General features: G+C 68.0%; 17 protein-coding genes and 1 other RNA gene. 5 read left to right on the top strand and 13 right to left on the bottom strand.

Annotation, left to right across the window (positions count from 1 at the left end):
* Positions 1-36: 36 nt before the first annotated feature.
* The gene (locus GQ674_RS15550; RefSeq protein WP_159499492.1) at positions 37-909 is read right to left on the bottom strand and encodes an ion transporter; all 873 of its coding nucleotides are present in this window, start codon (positions 907-909) and stop codon (positions 37-39) included.
* Positions 910-974: 65 nt separating this feature from the next.
* On the opposite strand from GQ674_RS15550, the gene GQ674_RS15545 reads away from it, so the two are divergent.
* Positions 975-2,204: an acetylornithine transaminase gene (locus GQ674_RS15545; protein ID WP_159497791.1), complete on the top strand. Its 1,230-nt coding sequence runs from the start codon at positions 975-977 to the stop codon at positions 2,202-2,204.
* A 60-nt stretch (positions 2,205-2,264) separates the two neighbouring features.
* Here the strand turns inward: GQ674_RS15545 and GQ674_RS15540 are convergent, their stop codons facing one another.
* A complete protein-coding gene (locus GQ674_RS15540; protein ID WP_159497790.1) occupies positions 2,265-2,876 on the bottom strand; it encodes an HAD-IA family hydrolase in 612 nt (203 codons plus the stop codon).
* Positions 2,877-2,989: 113 nt separating this feature from the next.
* Between GQ674_RS15540 and azu the strand changes: the two genes are divergently transcribed.
* Entirely contained in the window at positions 2,990-3,448 is a 459-nt protein-coding gene (gene azu, locus GQ674_RS15535) for an azurin (protein ID WP_128097353.1), read from the top strand.
* Positions 3,449-3,528: 80 nt separating this feature from the next.
* Here the strand turns inward: azu and hemL are convergent, their stop codons facing one another.
* Both hemL and thiE read right to left on the bottom strand, forming a co-directional pair.
* On the bottom strand, positions 3,529-4,818 hold the full coding sequence (gene hemL, locus GQ674_RS15530) for a glutamate-1-semialdehyde 2,1-aminomutase (protein ID WP_159497789.1): 1,290 nt from the start codon (positions 4,816-4,818) through the stop codon (positions 3,529-3,531).
* A 15-nt stretch (positions 4,819-4,833) separates the two neighbouring features.
* On the bottom strand, positions 4,834-5,469 hold the full coding sequence (thiE, locus tag GQ674_RS15525; RefSeq protein ID WP_159497788.1) for a thiamine phosphate synthase: 636 nt from the start codon (positions 5,467-5,469) through the stop codon (positions 4,834-4,836).
* 71 nt (positions 5,470-5,540) lie between these two features.
* Between thiE and GQ674_RS15520 the strand changes: the two genes are divergently transcribed.
* On the top strand, positions 5,541-5,732 hold the full coding sequence (locus tag GQ674_RS15520) for a rubredoxin (RefSeq protein ID WP_037553342.1): 192 nt from the start codon (positions 5,541-5,543) through the stop codon (positions 5,730-5,732).
* 75 nt (positions 5,733-5,807) lie between these two features.
* Here GQ674_RS15520 and GQ674_RS15515 read toward each other — a convergent pair whose 3' ends face one another.
* The 8 genes from GQ674_RS15515 to GQ674_RS15480 all read right to left on the bottom strand — a co-directional run bounded on the left by GQ674_RS15515 (position 5,808) and on the right by GQ674_RS15480 (position 10,117).
* Positions 5,808-6,653 (bottom strand): tetratricopeptide repeat protein, encoded by an 846-nt coding sequence (locus GQ674_RS15515; protein WP_128097350.1) that lies wholly within the window; start codon positions 6,651-6,653, stop codon positions 5,808-5,810.
* A 152-nt stretch (positions 6,654-6,805) separates the two neighbouring features.
* Positions 6,806-7,255: a DUF192 domain-containing protein gene (locus tag GQ674_RS15510; RefSeq protein ID WP_159497787.1), complete on the bottom strand. Its 450-nt coding sequence runs from the start codon at positions 7,253-7,255 to the stop codon at positions 6,806-6,808.
* Positions 7,256-7,307: 52 nt separating this feature from the next.
* Positions 7,308-7,955 carry a ribose-5-phosphate isomerase RpiA gene (rpiA, locus tag GQ674_RS15505; protein WP_159497786.1) on the bottom strand — a complete coding sequence of 216 codons (648 nt, stop codon included), beginning with the start codon at positions 7,953-7,955 and terminating at the stop codon, positions 7,308-7,310.
* A 30-nt stretch (positions 7,956-7,985) separates the two neighbouring features.
* Complete coding sequence (locus GQ674_RS15500) at positions 7,986-8,462, bottom strand: EVE domain-containing protein (protein ID WP_137190237.1); 477 nt, start codon at positions 8,460-8,462, stop codon at positions 7,986-7,988.
* A gap of 13 nt (positions 8,463-8,475) precedes the next feature.
* Positions 8,476-9,075 (bottom strand): 5-formyltetrahydrofolate cyclo-ligase, encoded by a 600-nt coding sequence (locus GQ674_RS15495; RefSeq protein ID WP_159497785.1) that lies wholly within the window; start codon positions 9,073-9,075, stop codon positions 8,476-8,478.
* An 80-nt stretch (positions 9,076-9,155) separates the two neighbouring features.
* A non-coding RNA gene (ssrS, locus tag GQ674_RS15490) (6S RNA) lies at positions 9,156-9,340 on the bottom strand.
* A gap of 262 nt (positions 9,341-9,602) precedes the next feature.
* A complete protein-coding gene (locus tag GQ674_RS15485) occupies positions 9,603-9,899 on the bottom strand; it encodes a cell division protein ZapA (RefSeq protein ID WP_038686480.1) in 297 nt (98 codons plus the stop codon).
* Positions 9,896-10,117, bottom strand: coding sequence for a TIGR02449 family protein (locus GQ674_RS15480; RefSeq protein ID WP_038686482.1), 222 nt, complete (start codon positions 10,115-10,117; stop codon positions 9,896-9,898). The genes GQ674_RS15485 and GQ674_RS15480 overlap by 4 nt, the downstream gene beginning before the upstream one ends.
* A 198-nt stretch (positions 10,118-10,315) precedes the next feature.
* On the opposite strand from GQ674_RS15480, the gene GQ674_RS15475 reads away from it, so the two are divergent.
* Both GQ674_RS15475 and GQ674_RS15470 read left to right on the top strand, forming a co-directional pair.
* On the top strand, positions 10,316-10,864 hold the full coding sequence (locus GQ674_RS15475; RefSeq protein ID WP_038686483.1) for a UPF0149 family protein: 549 nt from the start codon (positions 10,316-10,318) through the stop codon (positions 10,862-10,864).
* A 7-nt stretch (positions 10,865-10,871) separates the two neighbouring features.
* Positions 10,872-12,197 carry an aminopeptidase P N-terminal domain-containing protein gene (locus GQ674_RS15470; RefSeq protein WP_159499490.1) on the top strand — a complete coding sequence of 442 codons (1,326 nt, stop codon included), beginning with the start codon at positions 10,872-10,874 and terminating at the stop codon, positions 12,195-12,197.
* A gap of 70 nt (positions 12,198-12,267) precedes the next feature.
* Here GQ674_RS15470 and pepQ read toward each other — a convergent pair whose 3' ends face one another.
* Positions 12,268-13,596 (bottom strand): Xaa-Pro dipeptidase, encoded by a 1,329-nt coding sequence (pepQ, locus tag GQ674_RS15465; RefSeq protein ID WP_159497784.1) that lies wholly within the window; start codon positions 13,594-13,596, stop codon positions 12,268-12,270.
* Positions 13,597-13,599 lie beyond the last annotated feature (3 nt).

The following is a 13,599-nucleotide window of genomic DNA, read 5'->3' as shown; positions in this document are numbered from 1 at the left end:
ACCCCGGTGCGTTCGGCGCGCCGGGATGGAACGCCGTTACTGATTGAAGGCGTCGGGCAGCGTGTCGCCGCACCGGCGGCAATGCCGGGCGTCCGGTTCGTGGCCTTCCAGCCCGCAGTGCGGGCAGCCACGGGCATCGCGCCGCGCGGCCAGGTCGGCCTCGCGCATGGTGCTGGCCAGTTCGGCGGTGTAGATGCCGGTGGGCACGGCGATGATGCTGTAGCCGATCAGGATGAGCACCGAGGTGACGAAGCGGCCCAGCACGGTCTGCGGCACGATGTCGCCGAAGCCCACCGTGGCCATGGTCACCACCGCCCAGTACATGCTGCTGGGGATGCTGGTGAACCCGTGGTTCGGCCCCTCGATCACGTACATCAGGGTGCCGGCAATGATCGTGATGGTGACCACCGTGAACAGGAACAGCAGCACCTTGCGCCGGCTGCGCCACAGCGATTCCATCAGCACGCCGCTTTCTTCGATGTAGCGGGTCAGCTTGAGGATGCGGAACACCCGCAGGATGCGCAGGGCGCGCACCACCAGCAGGCTTTGGGCGCCGGGGATGAACAGGGACAGGTAGGTGGGCAGGATCGAGGCCAGGTCGATGATGCCCCAGATGCTGAACGCGTAGCGCAGGGGCCGTTTGACCACCACCAGCCGCAGCAGGTACTCGGCGGTGAACAGGACCGTGAAGCCCCATTCCAGCACGTACAGCCAGTCGGCATGGGCGATGTGGAAGCGCTGCACGCTGTCGAACATCACCACCAGCACGCTGGCGATGATGGCGTACACCAGCAGCAGGTCGAAATTGCGCGACGGGCGGGTGTCGTGGCGGTAGATGATCTCGAACCAGGTCCGGCGCCAGCCGGTCTCGGTGGCGGGGTTGAGCTGGGGGGCGGTGAGCGGTCGCATGCGCTGCATTGTGCCCCACCGGCCGGAAGCGCGAGAATGGGACTTTCCCGCACCCCCTGACCGCCATGACCGCCGCTGCCACCGATCCGCTGTTGTCCCTGTCGCATTACTACCTGCCGGTGTACAAACCGCGCCAGGTGGTGCTTGAGCGCGGCCAGGGTGCGCGCGTGTGGGACACCCAGGGGCGTGAATTCATCGACCTGGCCGCCGGCATCGCCGTGTGCGGGCTGGGCCACAACGACCCGGACCTGACCGCCGCGCTGATCGAGCAGGCCGGCAAGCTGTGGCACACCAGCAACGTGTTCTACAGCGAACCGCCGCTGCGCCTGGCCGAGGAGCTGGTCACCGGCTCGCGCTTCGCCGAGCGTGTGTTCCTGTGCAATTCCGGCGCCGAAGCCAATGAAGTGGCGATCAAGCTGGTGCGCAAGTGGGCCTCCTCGAAGGGCCGCCCGGCCCACCAGCGGGTGATCGTGACCTTCCGCGGCAGCTTCCACGGCCGCACCCTGGCCGCGGTCACCGCCACCGCCCAGCCGAAGTACCAGGAAGGCTACGAGCCGCTGCCCGGCGGCTTCCGCTACGTCGATTTCAACGACGAGGTGCAGCTGGAAACCGCGATGGCCGCCGGCGACGTGGCCGCGGTGATGCTCGAGCCGATCCAGGGCGAGGGCGGGGTGATGCCGGCCAAGCCGGGCTTCCTGCAGCGCATCCGCGAGCTGTGCGACCAGCACGACGCCCTGCTGGTGCTCGATGAGATCCAGGTGGGCATGGGCCGCACCGGCACCCTGTTCGCGCATTGGCAGGAAGGCATCAAACCGGACATCGTGACTCTGGCCAAGGCCCTGGGCGGCGGTTTTCCGATCGGCGCGATGCTGGCCGGGCCGAAGGTGGCCGAGGTGATGCAGTTCGGCGCGCACGGCACCACCTTCGGCGGCAATCCGCTGGCGGCAGCAGTGGCGCGCGTGGCGCTGCGCAAGCTGTCCTCGCCGGAGATCGGGCACAACGTGGGCCGCCAGTCGCAGGCGCTGCGCGATGGCCTGGGCCGGATCAACGACGAGTTCAAGGTGTTCAGCCAGGTGCGCGGCCGCGGCCTGATGCTGGGCGCGGTGCTGGACAAGGATTTCGCCGGCCAGGCCGGTGCCATCCTGGACCACGCCGCCGATCACGGCCTGCTGACCCTGCAGGCCGGCCCGGACGTGCTGCGCTTCGTGCCGTCGCTGAACATCACCGACGAGGAAGTGGCCGAGGGCCTCAAGCGCCTGCGCGCGGCGGTGCAATCGTTCATCGCCTCCCGGTAGAGCCGACCGTTGGTCGGCTGCTGGTGCTCTGGGGCGAATGCAGCCGACCAACGGTCGGCGCTACGCCAGGCCGTACCGCTTCAACACCTTGCCGATGCTGCGGCTGTCGGTCGCCGTTTCCGCCTGCAATCCCGCCTGCCGTGCACCGCGCACGTTGGTGAAGAGGTCATCGATGAACAGCGTGCGCCCTGCGCGTGCGCCCAACAGCTCCACCGCCTGCACGAAGACGGCCGGGGCCGGTTTGCGTGCGCCCAGCGCGCCGCTGCACAGGATGCGTCCGTGCAACGCCGTGGCCAGGGTAGGCAGGATGCGCGGGATGGTGTCGGCCATCAGCGCGCCGTTGTTGGTCAGGATCGCAATCGGCAGGCGGCGGGCGACCTGTTCGATGCGTTCGATCACCCCGGCCTGCGGCAGGGAGGCGGCGATGCGCGCGGCCTGCCACTGCGCGATGCTCAGCGTGCTGCCCAACGCAGCGCTCACCTGCTGCAGGTACAGCGCGCTGTCCAGGCCGGCGTCGTGCTGCTGCTCCAGGCCGCTGTCGAACAAGGCCGCCTGCACCTGCGCGACGCTGCAGCCGGTGCTGGCCGCCAGGTGGCGCACGCGCAGGTGCCGCGCATGACGCACCAGCACACCATCGAAATCCAGCAGCAGGCATTCCACCGCAACGGTCATCGCGCACTCTCGTCCAGGTCCACTGCTGACCGTACCCCAATCGAGGCGCGCGCTGCGACATCGCGTCGCAGGCCGGGCGCGGGCACGGACTCTAGAATCGCGTGGACTGTTCGATGGAGATCGCCGTGAAACTGCTTGTTCCCGTGTTGCTCGCCGGCCTGATGCTGGCCCCGGCTGCCCATGCCCGCGTGTGCGCGGTCAGCATCGACAGCACCGACCAGATGAGCTTCAGCCAGAAGGAGATCAAGGTCGGCGCAGACTGCAGCCAGGTGAAGCTGACCCTGCGCCACACGGGCAAGCTGGCCGCCACCGCGATGGGCCACAACTGGGTGCTCACGCGGACCCCCGATTATCAGCCGGTGGCGATGGCCGGCATGCGCACGAGCCTGGCCGACAGCTACCTGCCCAAGGGCGATGCCCGCGTGCTGGCGCATACCGCGGTGATCGGCGGTGGGCAGACCACCAGCGTGACCTTCTCGACCGCGAAGCTGGCCAAGGGCGGCGACTACACGTTCTTCTGCTCGTTCCCGGGGCACTTCGCGATGATGAAGGGCCGTTTTCTGTTCGGCTGAGCGCCGAAAACGGCCGGTAGCTACCGACCGTTGGTCGGTAGACGACGTGACGACCAACGGTCGTCACCTACCGCGTTCGATCAGCCCTTGACCACCTTGAACGCCTCGCGGGCGGCGTCGATGGTCGCGTCGATCACGCTGTCGTCGTGCGCGCTGGACATGAAGCCGGCTTCGTACGCCGACGGGGCCAGGAACACGCCGCGTTCCAGCATCGCGTGGAAGAAGGTGTTGAACGCGGTGATGTCGCAGGCGGTGGCCTGGGCGTAGGTGTCCACCTTCTGGTCGGTGAAGAACAGCCCGAACATGCCGCCCACCTGGGTGGTGGTCACGGCCACGCCGGCCTCGGCCGCGGCCGCTTCCAGCCCGGCACACAGACGCGCGCTGGCCGCGCCCAGGCGGTCATGGAAGCCCGGTTCCTGCACCAGTTCCAGCATCGCAAGGCCGGCGGCCATCGCCACCGGGTTGCCGCTGAGCGTGCCGGCCTGGTAGATCGGGCCGGACGGGGCGATCTGCGCCATCAGGTCGGCCCGGCCGCCGTAGGCACCCACCGGCATGCCGCCGCCGATGATCTTGCCGAAGGTGGTCAGGTCCGGGGTGATGCCGTAAAGGGCCTGCGCACCGCCGAGGGCGACGCGGAACCCGGTCATCACCTCATCGAAGATCAACAGCGCGCCGTACTGGGTGCACAGGGCGCGCAGATGCTGCAGGTAGCCGTCGCGCGGCGGGATGCAGTTGGCGTTGCCCACCACCGGCTCGATAATCAGCCCGGCGATGTGCTCGCCCTGTTCGGCGAACAGCGCGGTGGCCGCGTCGAAATCGTTGTAGGGCAGGGTCAGGGTGAGTTCGCTCAGGCCGGCAGGTACGCCCGGCGAGGTGGGTACGCCCAGGGTCAGCATGCCGCTGCCGGCCTTGACCAGGAACGAGTCGCCGTGACCGTGGTAGCAGCCTTCGAACTTGACGATGCGGCTGCGCCCGGTGGCCCCGCGCGCCAGCCGGATCGCCGACAGCGTGGCTTCGGTGCCGGAGTTGACCATGCGCACCATCTGGCACGACGGGATCAGCCGGGTGAGGGTTTCGGCCATCACCACTTCGGCCTCGCACGGCGCGCCGAACGAAAGGCCGTTGTTGATCGCATGCTTGACCGCCTGGCGCACGGCCGGGTGGTTGTGGCCGACGATCATCGGGCCCCACGACCCCACGTAGTCGATGTAGCGGTTGCCATCCACGTCGTACAGGTACGGGCCATCGGCGCGCTGCACGAAGAACGGCTCGCCGCCGACCGACTTGAACGCGCGCACCGGCGAGTTGACGCCGCCCGGCAGCAGCGTCTGGGCGCGGGTGAACAGGGCGTGGGACTGGTCGTGGTTCATGGGGTGTCCTGGGTCTTACGGAAACTGGGCGAGGAAGGCGCGCTGGGTGGCAACCGGGTCGGGGGCGGCGAAAATGCCGCTGACCACGGCCACCAGGTCGGCGCCGGCCGCGATGATGGGACCCACATTGTCCGGGCTGAGCCCGCCGATCGCCACCCGCGGCACGCCCAGTGCGGCGCTTTGCCGCAGCAGGTCCGGCGTGGCACGGCTGGAGGTGACCTTGGTGGTGGTGGGGAAGAACGCGCCGAACGCCACGTAGCTGGCGCCCTCGGCCACGGCACGTTCGGCATTGGCCAACTGGTCGTAGCAGGACGCGCCGATGATGGCGTCGGGCCCCAGCAGGGCACGCGCGGCGCCGATGTCGCCGTCGGTGCCGCCCAGGTGCACGCCCGCAGCGCCTACCGCATGGGCCAGCGCCGGGTCGTCATTGATGATCAACGGCACCCCGTGCTGGGCGCACAGCGCCTGCAGCGCGGTGGCCTGCTGCAGGTGCAGGGCGGCATCGGCGGTCTTGTTGCGGTACTGCAGCCAGGTGGCGCCGGCGGCCAGCAGCGGCGCGGTACGCGCCAGCAGGCGGGCGGTGTCGGCCTCGTCGGGGGTGATCAGGTAGACGCCACGGGGGCGCACGGAGGAGGCTGAAGCAGAATTCATCGGTGGCTACCGGTAGCACGACGGGAGTGGGACAATGGCGGTCGCCCGTTTTGTCCAGCCGTGATTATCCAATGACCGATGCCACCGCCACCACTTTCCGCACCTGGATGTGCGTTGTCTGCGGGTTCCTGTACAGGGAAGAAGACGGCCTGCCGGAAGAAGGCATCGCGCCGGGCACTCGCTGGGAAGACATTCCCGACACCTGGACCTGCCCGGACTGCGGCGTGACCAAGGACGATTTCGAGATGGTCGAGGTCGATTGACCGGAGGCCCGGTCTCGAGCGACGGTCGATTGCTTGCAGGGGTAGGCGTCGACCCGTGGTCGATACGCCACGTCGTCAATGCAACCGCGGCGCCCGTCCGCCCAGTTCCACCAGCTTCTCGCGCACCCATTGCGCATCGGTGGCCTGCCGGTTGCGTTGCAGGTACAGCGCCAGGTCATGGCGCGCCCCGGCCTGGTAATCCAGGTTCAGGTACGCCAGGCCGCGGTCACGCAGCGCATCGTCCTGTTCGGGCGCCAGTTTGAGCAGGCGGTCGGCACTGCGCGCGGCGCGGTCCCATTCGCCGCGCTCCACGTACACACCGTGCAGGTTGCGCAGCATGCGCATCAAAATCGCGCGCGCCGGGGCGGCATCCAGGATCTGCGCCAGCACGTGGTCGTCCGGGGTTTCGCCGCCCAGGTGCGAGCGCGCGCGTTCGCGCAGTTCTTCCACGTCCAGCGGGCGGCCGCCGTTGTAGGGGTCCATGACCAGTACCCCGTCGTCCACCGGCAGGCGCACCAGGAAGTGCCCCGGGAAGGACACCCCGTCCAGCGGAATGCCCAGCCGACGCGCGACTTCCATCTGCACCAGGGCCAACGAGATCGGATTGCCCAGGCGGCGTTCGAACACCTGGTTGAGGTAGCTGTTGCGCGGGTCGTAGTACTCGCCGTGGTCGCCGCCGTAGCCCAGTTCGTCGAACAGATGGCGGTTCACGGCGGCGATCTTGAGCGGCCAGTGCTCGATGGTGTCCACCTCGGTACGCAGGTGGTCGGCATGGGCCTGCACCACCGCGTCGTACACGGTGGGGTCCAGGTCGGGGTATTCGTCGCGGGCGATCAGCAGTGCCGTGGGCAACAGCGGCAGGGCCTCGTCATCCAGCTCGGCCAGTGAGTCCCACGTCGGCAATGTGATCTGCCCCTGCATGGCTACAGACTGGCGACAAACGCAGCCGGTTTCAAGCGTTTCAGCACCCGACCCCGGCCCCGGTAGAGCCGACCGTTGGTCGGCTGCTCCTGGGCCGTGCGTTCCAGCGCAGCCGACCAGCGGTCGGCTCTACCCCGGGCGGGGGCGCGGCGTCAGTGGTCGGCGATGCCCGGGCCGAAGGTGATCTCGGTGCCGTCCTTCAAGCCCAGCTTTTCGGCCTGGCCGGCGTTGAGCTCCAGCACGTAACGGGCCGGGCCGCTGCTGGGGTAGGGCGGGCAACGGTCGCCGGCCGAGCACGGCGGCACATCGCGCTGCTGGCTGACCAGCCGGCGCTGTTCGTCGAAGTACAGGATGTCCAGCGCGATCTTGGTGTTCTTCATCCAGTACGCCTGCAGTTCCTCGCGCTCGTGCAGGAACAACATGCCATGGTCGGCATCCATCTGGTCGCGGAACATCAACCCGCGCGCGCGGCTGGCGTCATCGCGGGCCAGTTCCACCTGGTAGCGGGCACCGCTCAGTTCCACCCAGTGGCGGGTGCCGCTGCTGGCGCAGCCGGTGAGGGTCATCAGAAGCAGCAGCGGCAACAGGCGGATCAGCGACATCGGGGTCTACCTCGGCAGGAAGAAGGCCGGCCATCGTGGGCCGGCCGCGGAATCAGAATACCTGCGGCGGCTCGCCGCCGACGATCACCACGTCGGCCGGACGCCGCGCGAACAGACCCACGCTGACCACGCCGGGCAGCTGGTTGAGCTCGCGCTCGAGCTTGACCGGGTCGGTGATCTGCAGGTGGTGGATGTCCAGGATCACGTTGCCGTTGTCGGTGACCACGCCTTCGCGCCAGGCCGGCTGGCCGCCGGTCATGTCCAGGATGCGGCGCGCGATCAGGCTGCGCGCCATCGGGATCACTTCCACCGGCAGCGGGAAGCGGCCCAGCACTGGCACCTGCTTGCTCGGGTCGATGATGCACACGAAACGCTCGCTGGCCTCGGCGATGATCTTTTCGCGGGTCAGCGCGGCGCCGCCGCCCTTGATCAGGCACTTGTTGCCGTCGCATTCGTCGGCACCGTCCACGTACAGCGACAGGTCGCCGGTGTGGTTGAGTTCCATCACCTCGATGCCGTGCGACTTCAGCTGGGCGGTGCTCTGCTCGGAGCTGGACACGGTGCCCTTGATGCGGTGCTTGATGCGGGCCAGGCCGTCGATGAAGTAGGCAACGGTGGACCCGGTGCCGACCCCGACGATCATGCCGTCTTCGACGTATTCCAGGGCTTTTTCAGCAGCCAGGCGCTTGGCTTCGGACATGGCGGGCAACTCTATGAGGGAAAAGGGGAATCAGTGTTTTTCAAGCGACAGCAGCAGCTTCCACTGCGCAGCCGTGACCGGCAGGATCGACAGGCGGTTGCCGCGCGCGGTCAACGGAAATCCTTCGCCCAGCGCATCGGCGTGCAGCTTGATCTCGTCCAGCGAAATGGTGTCGCGCAGTTTGCGCTCGAAGGCCACGTCCACCAGCATCCAGCGCGGTTCTTCGCGGGTGGCCTTGGGGTCGTAGTAGTCGGATTTCGGGTTGAACTGGGTGTCGTCCGGATAAGCTTCGCTGGCCACCGTGGCAATGCCGACGATGCCGGGCACCTTGGTATTGGAGTGGTAGAACAGCACCCCGTCGCCGACCTTCATGCCGTCGCGCATGAAGTTGCGCGCCTGGTAGTTGCGCACGCCGTTCCAGGGCTCACGGCCCACGCGCTGCAGATCGTCGATGGAAAAGGCGTCCGGTTCGGACTTCATCAGCCAGTAGCGCTTGCGTGCGGTCATGCGGAGTCTTTGATCACGGTAGGTGCCGATCGTTGGTCGGTACGCAGACAAGGGTGGAGAGGTCGGTGCAGATCGCATCCACCGCGACATCCCAGGGCTGTACCGGCAGGTCATCGACCTGCTGCACCGAGAAGCCGACCCCTACCAGCCACGGCGGTGCGGGGCGCTGGTGGCGGAAAGCGAAGCTGCGATCATACCAGCCGCCTCCCATGCCCAGGCGCCGGCCCTGCGCATCGAACCCGACCAGCGGCGCCACTACCAGCGCCATCTGCTCCGGCGACAGCGTGGCCTCCAGCGCGATGTCCGGTTCGGGAATGCCGTAGCGGTTGGCGGTCAGTGGCTGGCCGGGTCGCCAGGGGGCGAAGCGCAGCGTGTCGCCGGCGAGGATCGGCAGGCAGTACTGCAGCGTGTCGGGCAGTTGCATCTGCCAGCGGTGCAGGGCGATTTCGCCATCCATCGCCCAGTACCCGGCAACGAAGCCGTGTGCAGGGGCAAAGGGGAGCTGGAGCAGGCGATCGGCCAGGTGTTCGGCGGCGGCCAGGCGCTGCGCGGCGGGGATGTCTCGGCGGCGTTGGCGCAACTGCTGGCGCAGTGCGGAGCGCGGGTCGGTCATGCCTGGGTCCGGGGCGTGGTGCGGGCGCGGATAAAACAAGAGCGACGTCCCGGTAGGGGCGTCGCTCTTGCAGGAATACTGCATTCTCCGCGGTGACGATGCGTGCGAAACGACCTTGAACCCGGGGTTCAAGTGGGTACGCTGGGGTTCCTTCGGGCTTCCCGCTACAAGGCGGACTTGCACTCCCGGCGCCGTCGCGCACCCGTGGTCGTAATTAAGGGACAAGGCGAATGTTTGCACACGCCGTCGTTCACAGCAGAGAACGCGTCGCCATTATAGCCAAGCGCGCGCCGAGGGGTAGGCCGTTCGTCGGTCGGATTGCAGCTGAATTCAGATCGATGAAGGCCATGCGATGGCCTTGTGCAATGAAACCTGCCGTGGAACATCGGCCGTTGGTCGGTTGCATAACCAACGAGGTAGAGCCGACCGTTGGTCGGCTACATAATGAAGGAGGTAGAGCCGACCGTTGGTCGGCTGCCTGGCAATTCAGCTAAAGCCGACCAACGGTCGGCTCTACCGGTAGGGGCTCACGCCCCGTCGATCGCCCGGTCCAGCCGCCGGTTCAGATCGGCCAGGGTCTGCTGCAGCGCCACGCCCTGGCGCGCGTGTTCATCGCGCAGCTGTTGCAGCTCATGGGCCAGGTTCAAGGCGGCCAGCACGGCCACCCGGTCCACGGCGGCCATGCGGTTGCTGCCGCGGATCTCGCGCATCTTCGCATCCAGCAGCCGGGCGGCGGCGGTGAGGATTTCCTTCTCTTCCGGGCCCACGCCCACCGTGTATTCACGGTCCAGGATGCGGACACTGACCGGTTCGGTCTGGCTCATGTGTGCTGCTCCAGGGACTTGAGGCGGGTGATCATCGCTTCGACCCGGGAGCGGGCCTGTTCGTTCTTGGCCAGCAGCTGCGAGCGCTCGGCGACCAGCTGTTCCTGCTGGTGGCGCAGGCTGCGGTTCTCCTCGGCCAGGCGCTGGTTGCGTTCCAGCAACGCCTCCACCCGGGCGGCGAAGGCCTGCAATTGGGTGATGGCGTCGGAGGGTTCCATGTTCGGCACGATAGGCAAGGGCAGTGGAGGCGGTCAAGCGAATAATGACGGGGGCTTGGGCAGGGGCCGGGTTGCCCCCGCAACGCCTGCCCGGGAATGCGATGGCAACCCGACGGCCACGGGCGGATTGCTACACTGTCACGCTGCCAGAGCGCCGCCCCCGGCGGCCCCGGCGCCTTTTTCCGATCGAGCCCCAAGATGACCGAACTTCCGAGTGTCGATGACGTAAACAAGGCCAGCCAGGCGTTGGGCCTGGGCGCCAATGCCGCCGAACTGCATGGCGGGCTGTGCGGCTGGCTGTCTGCCGGCGGTGCGCCGGTGCGCGAATGGCCGGCGCGGGTGCTGGCCGATGACAACCTGCCGTTGCCCGCCGAGGACGATCCGCTGTCGCAGTTGTTGCAGGCCAGCGTGGCGCAGCTGGAAGACCGCGACTTTGCATTCGAGCTGCTGCTCAGCGACGCCAGCGACACGGCCGCGCAGGCCGATGCACTGTTCACCTGGGCGCGCGCCTTCCTGGGCGGCTTCGGGCTGGGTTCCGGTGGCCGTCGCCCGACGCTGTCCGAAGAGGGCGAAGAAGCACTGAACGACCTGGCCAAGCTGGCCCAGGCCTCCAGCGAAGACTTCGAAAGCGGCAACGATGATGACGAAGACGCGCTGGCCGAGATCGAAGAGTTCATCCGCGTGGCGGTGCTGCTGCTGCACGGCGACTGCGTGATGGCCGCGCGCCACCGGCAGCGCCTGAACTGAGATGGATATCCGGCAGCTGACCGGCATCTCCGCCGCCGAATACTCCCGTCGCCGCCACCAGTTGATGGAAATGGCCGGCGACGATGCGATCCTGGTGCTGCCGGCCGCCGCCGAGCGGGTGCGCAGCCTGGACACCCACTATCCGTTCCGCCAGGACTCGGACTTCTGGTACCTCAGCGGCTTCCCGGAGCCGGACGCGGTGCTGGTGCTGATTCCGGGCCGTCGCCACGGTGAGGTGATTCTGTTCTGCCGTGAGCGCGACGCCGACCGTGAAGCGTGGGACGGCGCGCGTGCCGGGCAGGAAGGCGCGGTGTCGCAGTACGGGATGGACGATGCGTACCCGATCGACGACCTCGACGACATCCTGCCCGGTCTGCTGGAAGGGCGCTCGCGGGTGTACTACCACTTCGGCCGCGACGCGGAGTTCGACCTCAAGCTGATCGGCTGGGTCAACCGGGTGCGCTCGCAGGTGCGGCATGGCGCGCAGCCGCCGCATGAATTCCTGGAGCTGGGCCACCTGCTGCACGAGCAGCGGCTGTTCAAGTCCAGCGCCGAGATCGCGCTGATGCAGCGCGCCGCCGATATCAGCGTGCAGGCCCACCGGGTGGCCATGCGGGTGGCGCGCCCGGGTATCCACGAGTACGAACTGCAGGCCGACCTGGAGCGCGAGTTCCGGGCCAATGATGCGTGCGCGGCGTACTCCAGCATCGTCGGTGCCGGCGCCAACGGCTGCATCCTGCACTACCGCGACAACAACGCGCGGTCGCGCGATGGCGAACTGGTGCTGATCGATGCCGGCGCCGAGTATCGCGGCTACGCCAGCGACATCACCCGCACCTTCCCGGTGAATGGGCGCTTCAGTGCCGAGCAGCGTGCGTTGCACGACCTGGTCGGCGCGGCGCAGGCGGCGGCGCTGGCGCAGGCCAGGCCGGGCAATGCGTATGAAGCCGGGCATCTGGCGGCGGTGGAGACCCTCACCGAAGGCCTGCTGCGCCTGGGGTTGCTCAAGGGCAGCGTGGAAGAGAACATCGCCGAAGGCCATTACCAGCGCTTCTACCGGCACAAGACCGGGCATTGGCTCGGGCTGGACGTGCACGACGTGGGCGATTACCGGCTGGCCGGCGACTCACGCATGCTGGAACCGGGCATGGTGTTCACCATCGAGCCGGGCCTGTATGTCTCGGCAGATGACCGCAGCGTGGAAGCACGCTGGCGCGGCATCGGCATCCGCACCGAGGATGACGTGCTGATCACCGAGGATGGGCACCAGGTGCTGACCGCGGCGCTGGCGCGCAGCGCCGATGAGATCGAAGAGGAAATGGCGTCCCGGTAGCGCCGGGCTCTGCCCAGCTGCGCGCGGTCCGGCACCGCGCGCAGCCACCCATGAGGTGGCTCTACCGCGGTCAATCGGCCGCGGCGAACGCCGGGCGGGTGAGGTTGTCGGCATCGCCTTCGGTGCACAACACTTCGTCTTCGATGCGGATGCCGCCGTAAGGGCGGAAGAAGTCGACGCGGTTCCAGTCGATGCTGTTGCCGTTGCCGGCCTGCTTCACTTCGTCCAGCAGCATGTCGATGAAGTACACGCCCGGCTCGATGGTCACCACCATGCCCGGCTCCAGCACGCGGGTCAGGCGCAGGTACGGGTGGCCCTGCGGGCGTTCGATGCGGCCGCCGCGGTCGCTGGCGGCGAACCCGGCCACGTCGTGGACCTGCAGGCCGATCAGATGGCCCAGCCCGTGCGGGAAGAATGCCGCGCTGACGCCGGTGGCCAGGGCCGCCTCGGGCGACACCTTGAGCACGCCGAAGTCTTTGAGGATGCCCATCAACGACAGGTGCGCGTCCACGTGCAGCTGCTTGTAGTCCACCCCGGCACGCACGCCGGCGGCCATCTGCTGCTGGGCCGCGTCGACGGCGTCGATCATGGCCTGGAACTCGTCATGGCCGGCGGCGGCGTAGGTGCGGGTGATGTCGCTGGCGTACCCGTGCGCGCTGGCACCGGCATCGATCAGGAAGCTGCGCAGCGGGTTGGGTGCGCTGCGGCCCAGGTCGGTGTAGTGCAGCACCGCGGCATGTTCGTTGAGGCCGATGATGTTGCCGTAGGGCAGTTCATTGGCGTCCTGGCCCACCGCGCTGCAGTAGGCCATGTGGATCTCGAACTCGCTGGCGCCGGCACGGAACGCGGCCTCGGCGGCGCGGTGGCCGCGCACGCCCAGGCGCTGGGCCTGGCGCATCAGGGCGATTTCATACGGGGTCTTGTAGCCGCGCTGCCAGTCCAGGTAGTGCAACACCGGCGCGGGATTGTTCGGCACGAACGCGCCCAGGGTGCTCTGCGGCTCGCCCAGGATCGCGCAGCGCGCCGGGTCCTTGGGCAGCAGCGCCAGGGCGTGCTCGGCGCTGCGGATGATCTCGATGTCGAAGTGCTCCACCCACCAGCCGTTGGGGGCGTCGGGCACCACGTGCCAGTAGTCGAACGGTTGGAAGAAGATCAGCGTCGGACGCTGCCCGGGGGTGTACACCAGCCAGCTGTTGGGCAGCTTGGTCAGCGGCAGCCACGCCTTGAAATTCGGGTTGACCGCGTAGGGGTAGTCGCGGTCGTCGAAAACCTGGAAATGCTGGGTGCCGCTGGGAATGACCAGGTGGTCGAAGCCGCCACGCGCCAGCGCTTCATCGGCACGCTGGCGCAGCACGCTGACGTGATGGGAATACAGGGCGCCGAGGTCAGGCTGGTTCATCGC

Source organism: Stenotrophomonas sp. 364, assembly GCF_009832905.1.
Lineage (GTDB): Bacteria > Pseudomonadota > Gammaproteobacteria > Xanthomonadales > Xanthomonadaceae > Stenotrophomonas > Stenotrophomonas maltophilia_AP.
The sequence above is the reverse complement of the archived record's forward strand: the minus strand, read 5'-3'. Positions and strand labels throughout refer to the sequence as shown.

Bases quoted from the DNA above. Each gene is read 5' to 3' on its own strand.
- pepQ (WP_159497784.1), bottom strand. From the start codon at position 13,596: ATGAACCAGCCTGACCTCGGCGCCCTGTATTCCCATCACGTCAGCGTG.
- GQ674_RS15515 (WP_128097350.1), bottom strand. From the start codon at position 6,653: ATGCAGGGGCAGATCACATTGCCGACGTGGGACTCACTGGCCGAGCTG.
- GQ674_RS15550 (WP_159499492.1), bottom strand. From the start codon at position 909: ATGCGACCGCTCACCGCCCCCCAGCTCAACCCCGCCACCGAGACCGGC.
- GQ674_RS15510 (WP_159497787.1), bottom strand. From the start codon at position 7,255: ATGTCGCTGATCCGCCTGTTGCCGCTGCTGCTTCTGATGACCCTCACC.
- GQ674_RS15475 (WP_038686483.1), top strand. From the start codon at position 10,316: ATGACCGAACTTCCGAGTGTCGATGACGTAAACAAGGCCAGCCAGGCG.
- thiE (WP_159497788.1), bottom strand. From the start codon at position 5,469: ATGAATTCTGCTTCAGCCTCCTCCGTGCGCCCCCGTGGCGTCTACCTG.
- GQ674_RS15500 (WP_137190237.1), bottom strand. From the start codon at position 8,462: ATGACCGCACGCAAGCGCTACTGGCTGATGAAGTCCGAACCGGACGCC.
- GQ674_RS15485 (WP_038686480.1), bottom strand. From the start codon at position 9,899: ATGAGCCAGACCGAACCGGTCAGTGTCCGCATCCTGGACCGTGAATAC.
- GQ674_RS15495 (WP_159497785.1), bottom strand. From the start codon at position 9,075: ATGACCGACCCGCGCTCCGCACTGCGCCAGCAGTTGCGCCAACGCCGC.
- rpiA (WP_159497786.1), bottom strand. From the start codon at position 7,955: ATGTCCGAAGCCAAGCGCCTGGCTGCTGAAAAAGCCCTGGAATACGTC.
- GQ674_RS15480 (WP_038686482.1), bottom strand. From the start codon at position 10,117: ATGGAACCCTCCGACGCCATCACCCAATTGCAGGCCTTCGCCGCCCGG.
- azu (WP_128097353.1), top strand. From the start codon at position 2,990: ATGGAGATCGCCGTGAAACTGCTTGTTCCCGTGTTGCTCGCCGGCCTG.
- GQ674_RS15540 (WP_159497790.1), bottom strand. From the start codon at position 2,876: ATGACCGTTGCGGTGGAATGCCTGCTGCTGGATTTCGATGGTGTGCTG.
- GQ674_RS15545 (WP_159497791.1), top strand. From the start codon at position 975: ATGACCGCCGCTGCCACCGATCCGCTGTTGTCCCTGTCGCATTACTAC.
- GQ674_RS15520 (WP_037553342.1), top strand. From the start codon at position 5,541: ATGACCGATGCCACCGCCACCACTTTCCGCACCTGGATGTGCGTTGTC.
- hemL (WP_159497789.1), bottom strand. From the start codon at position 4,818: ATGAACCACGACCAGTCCCACGCCCTGTTCACCCGCGCCCAGACGCTG.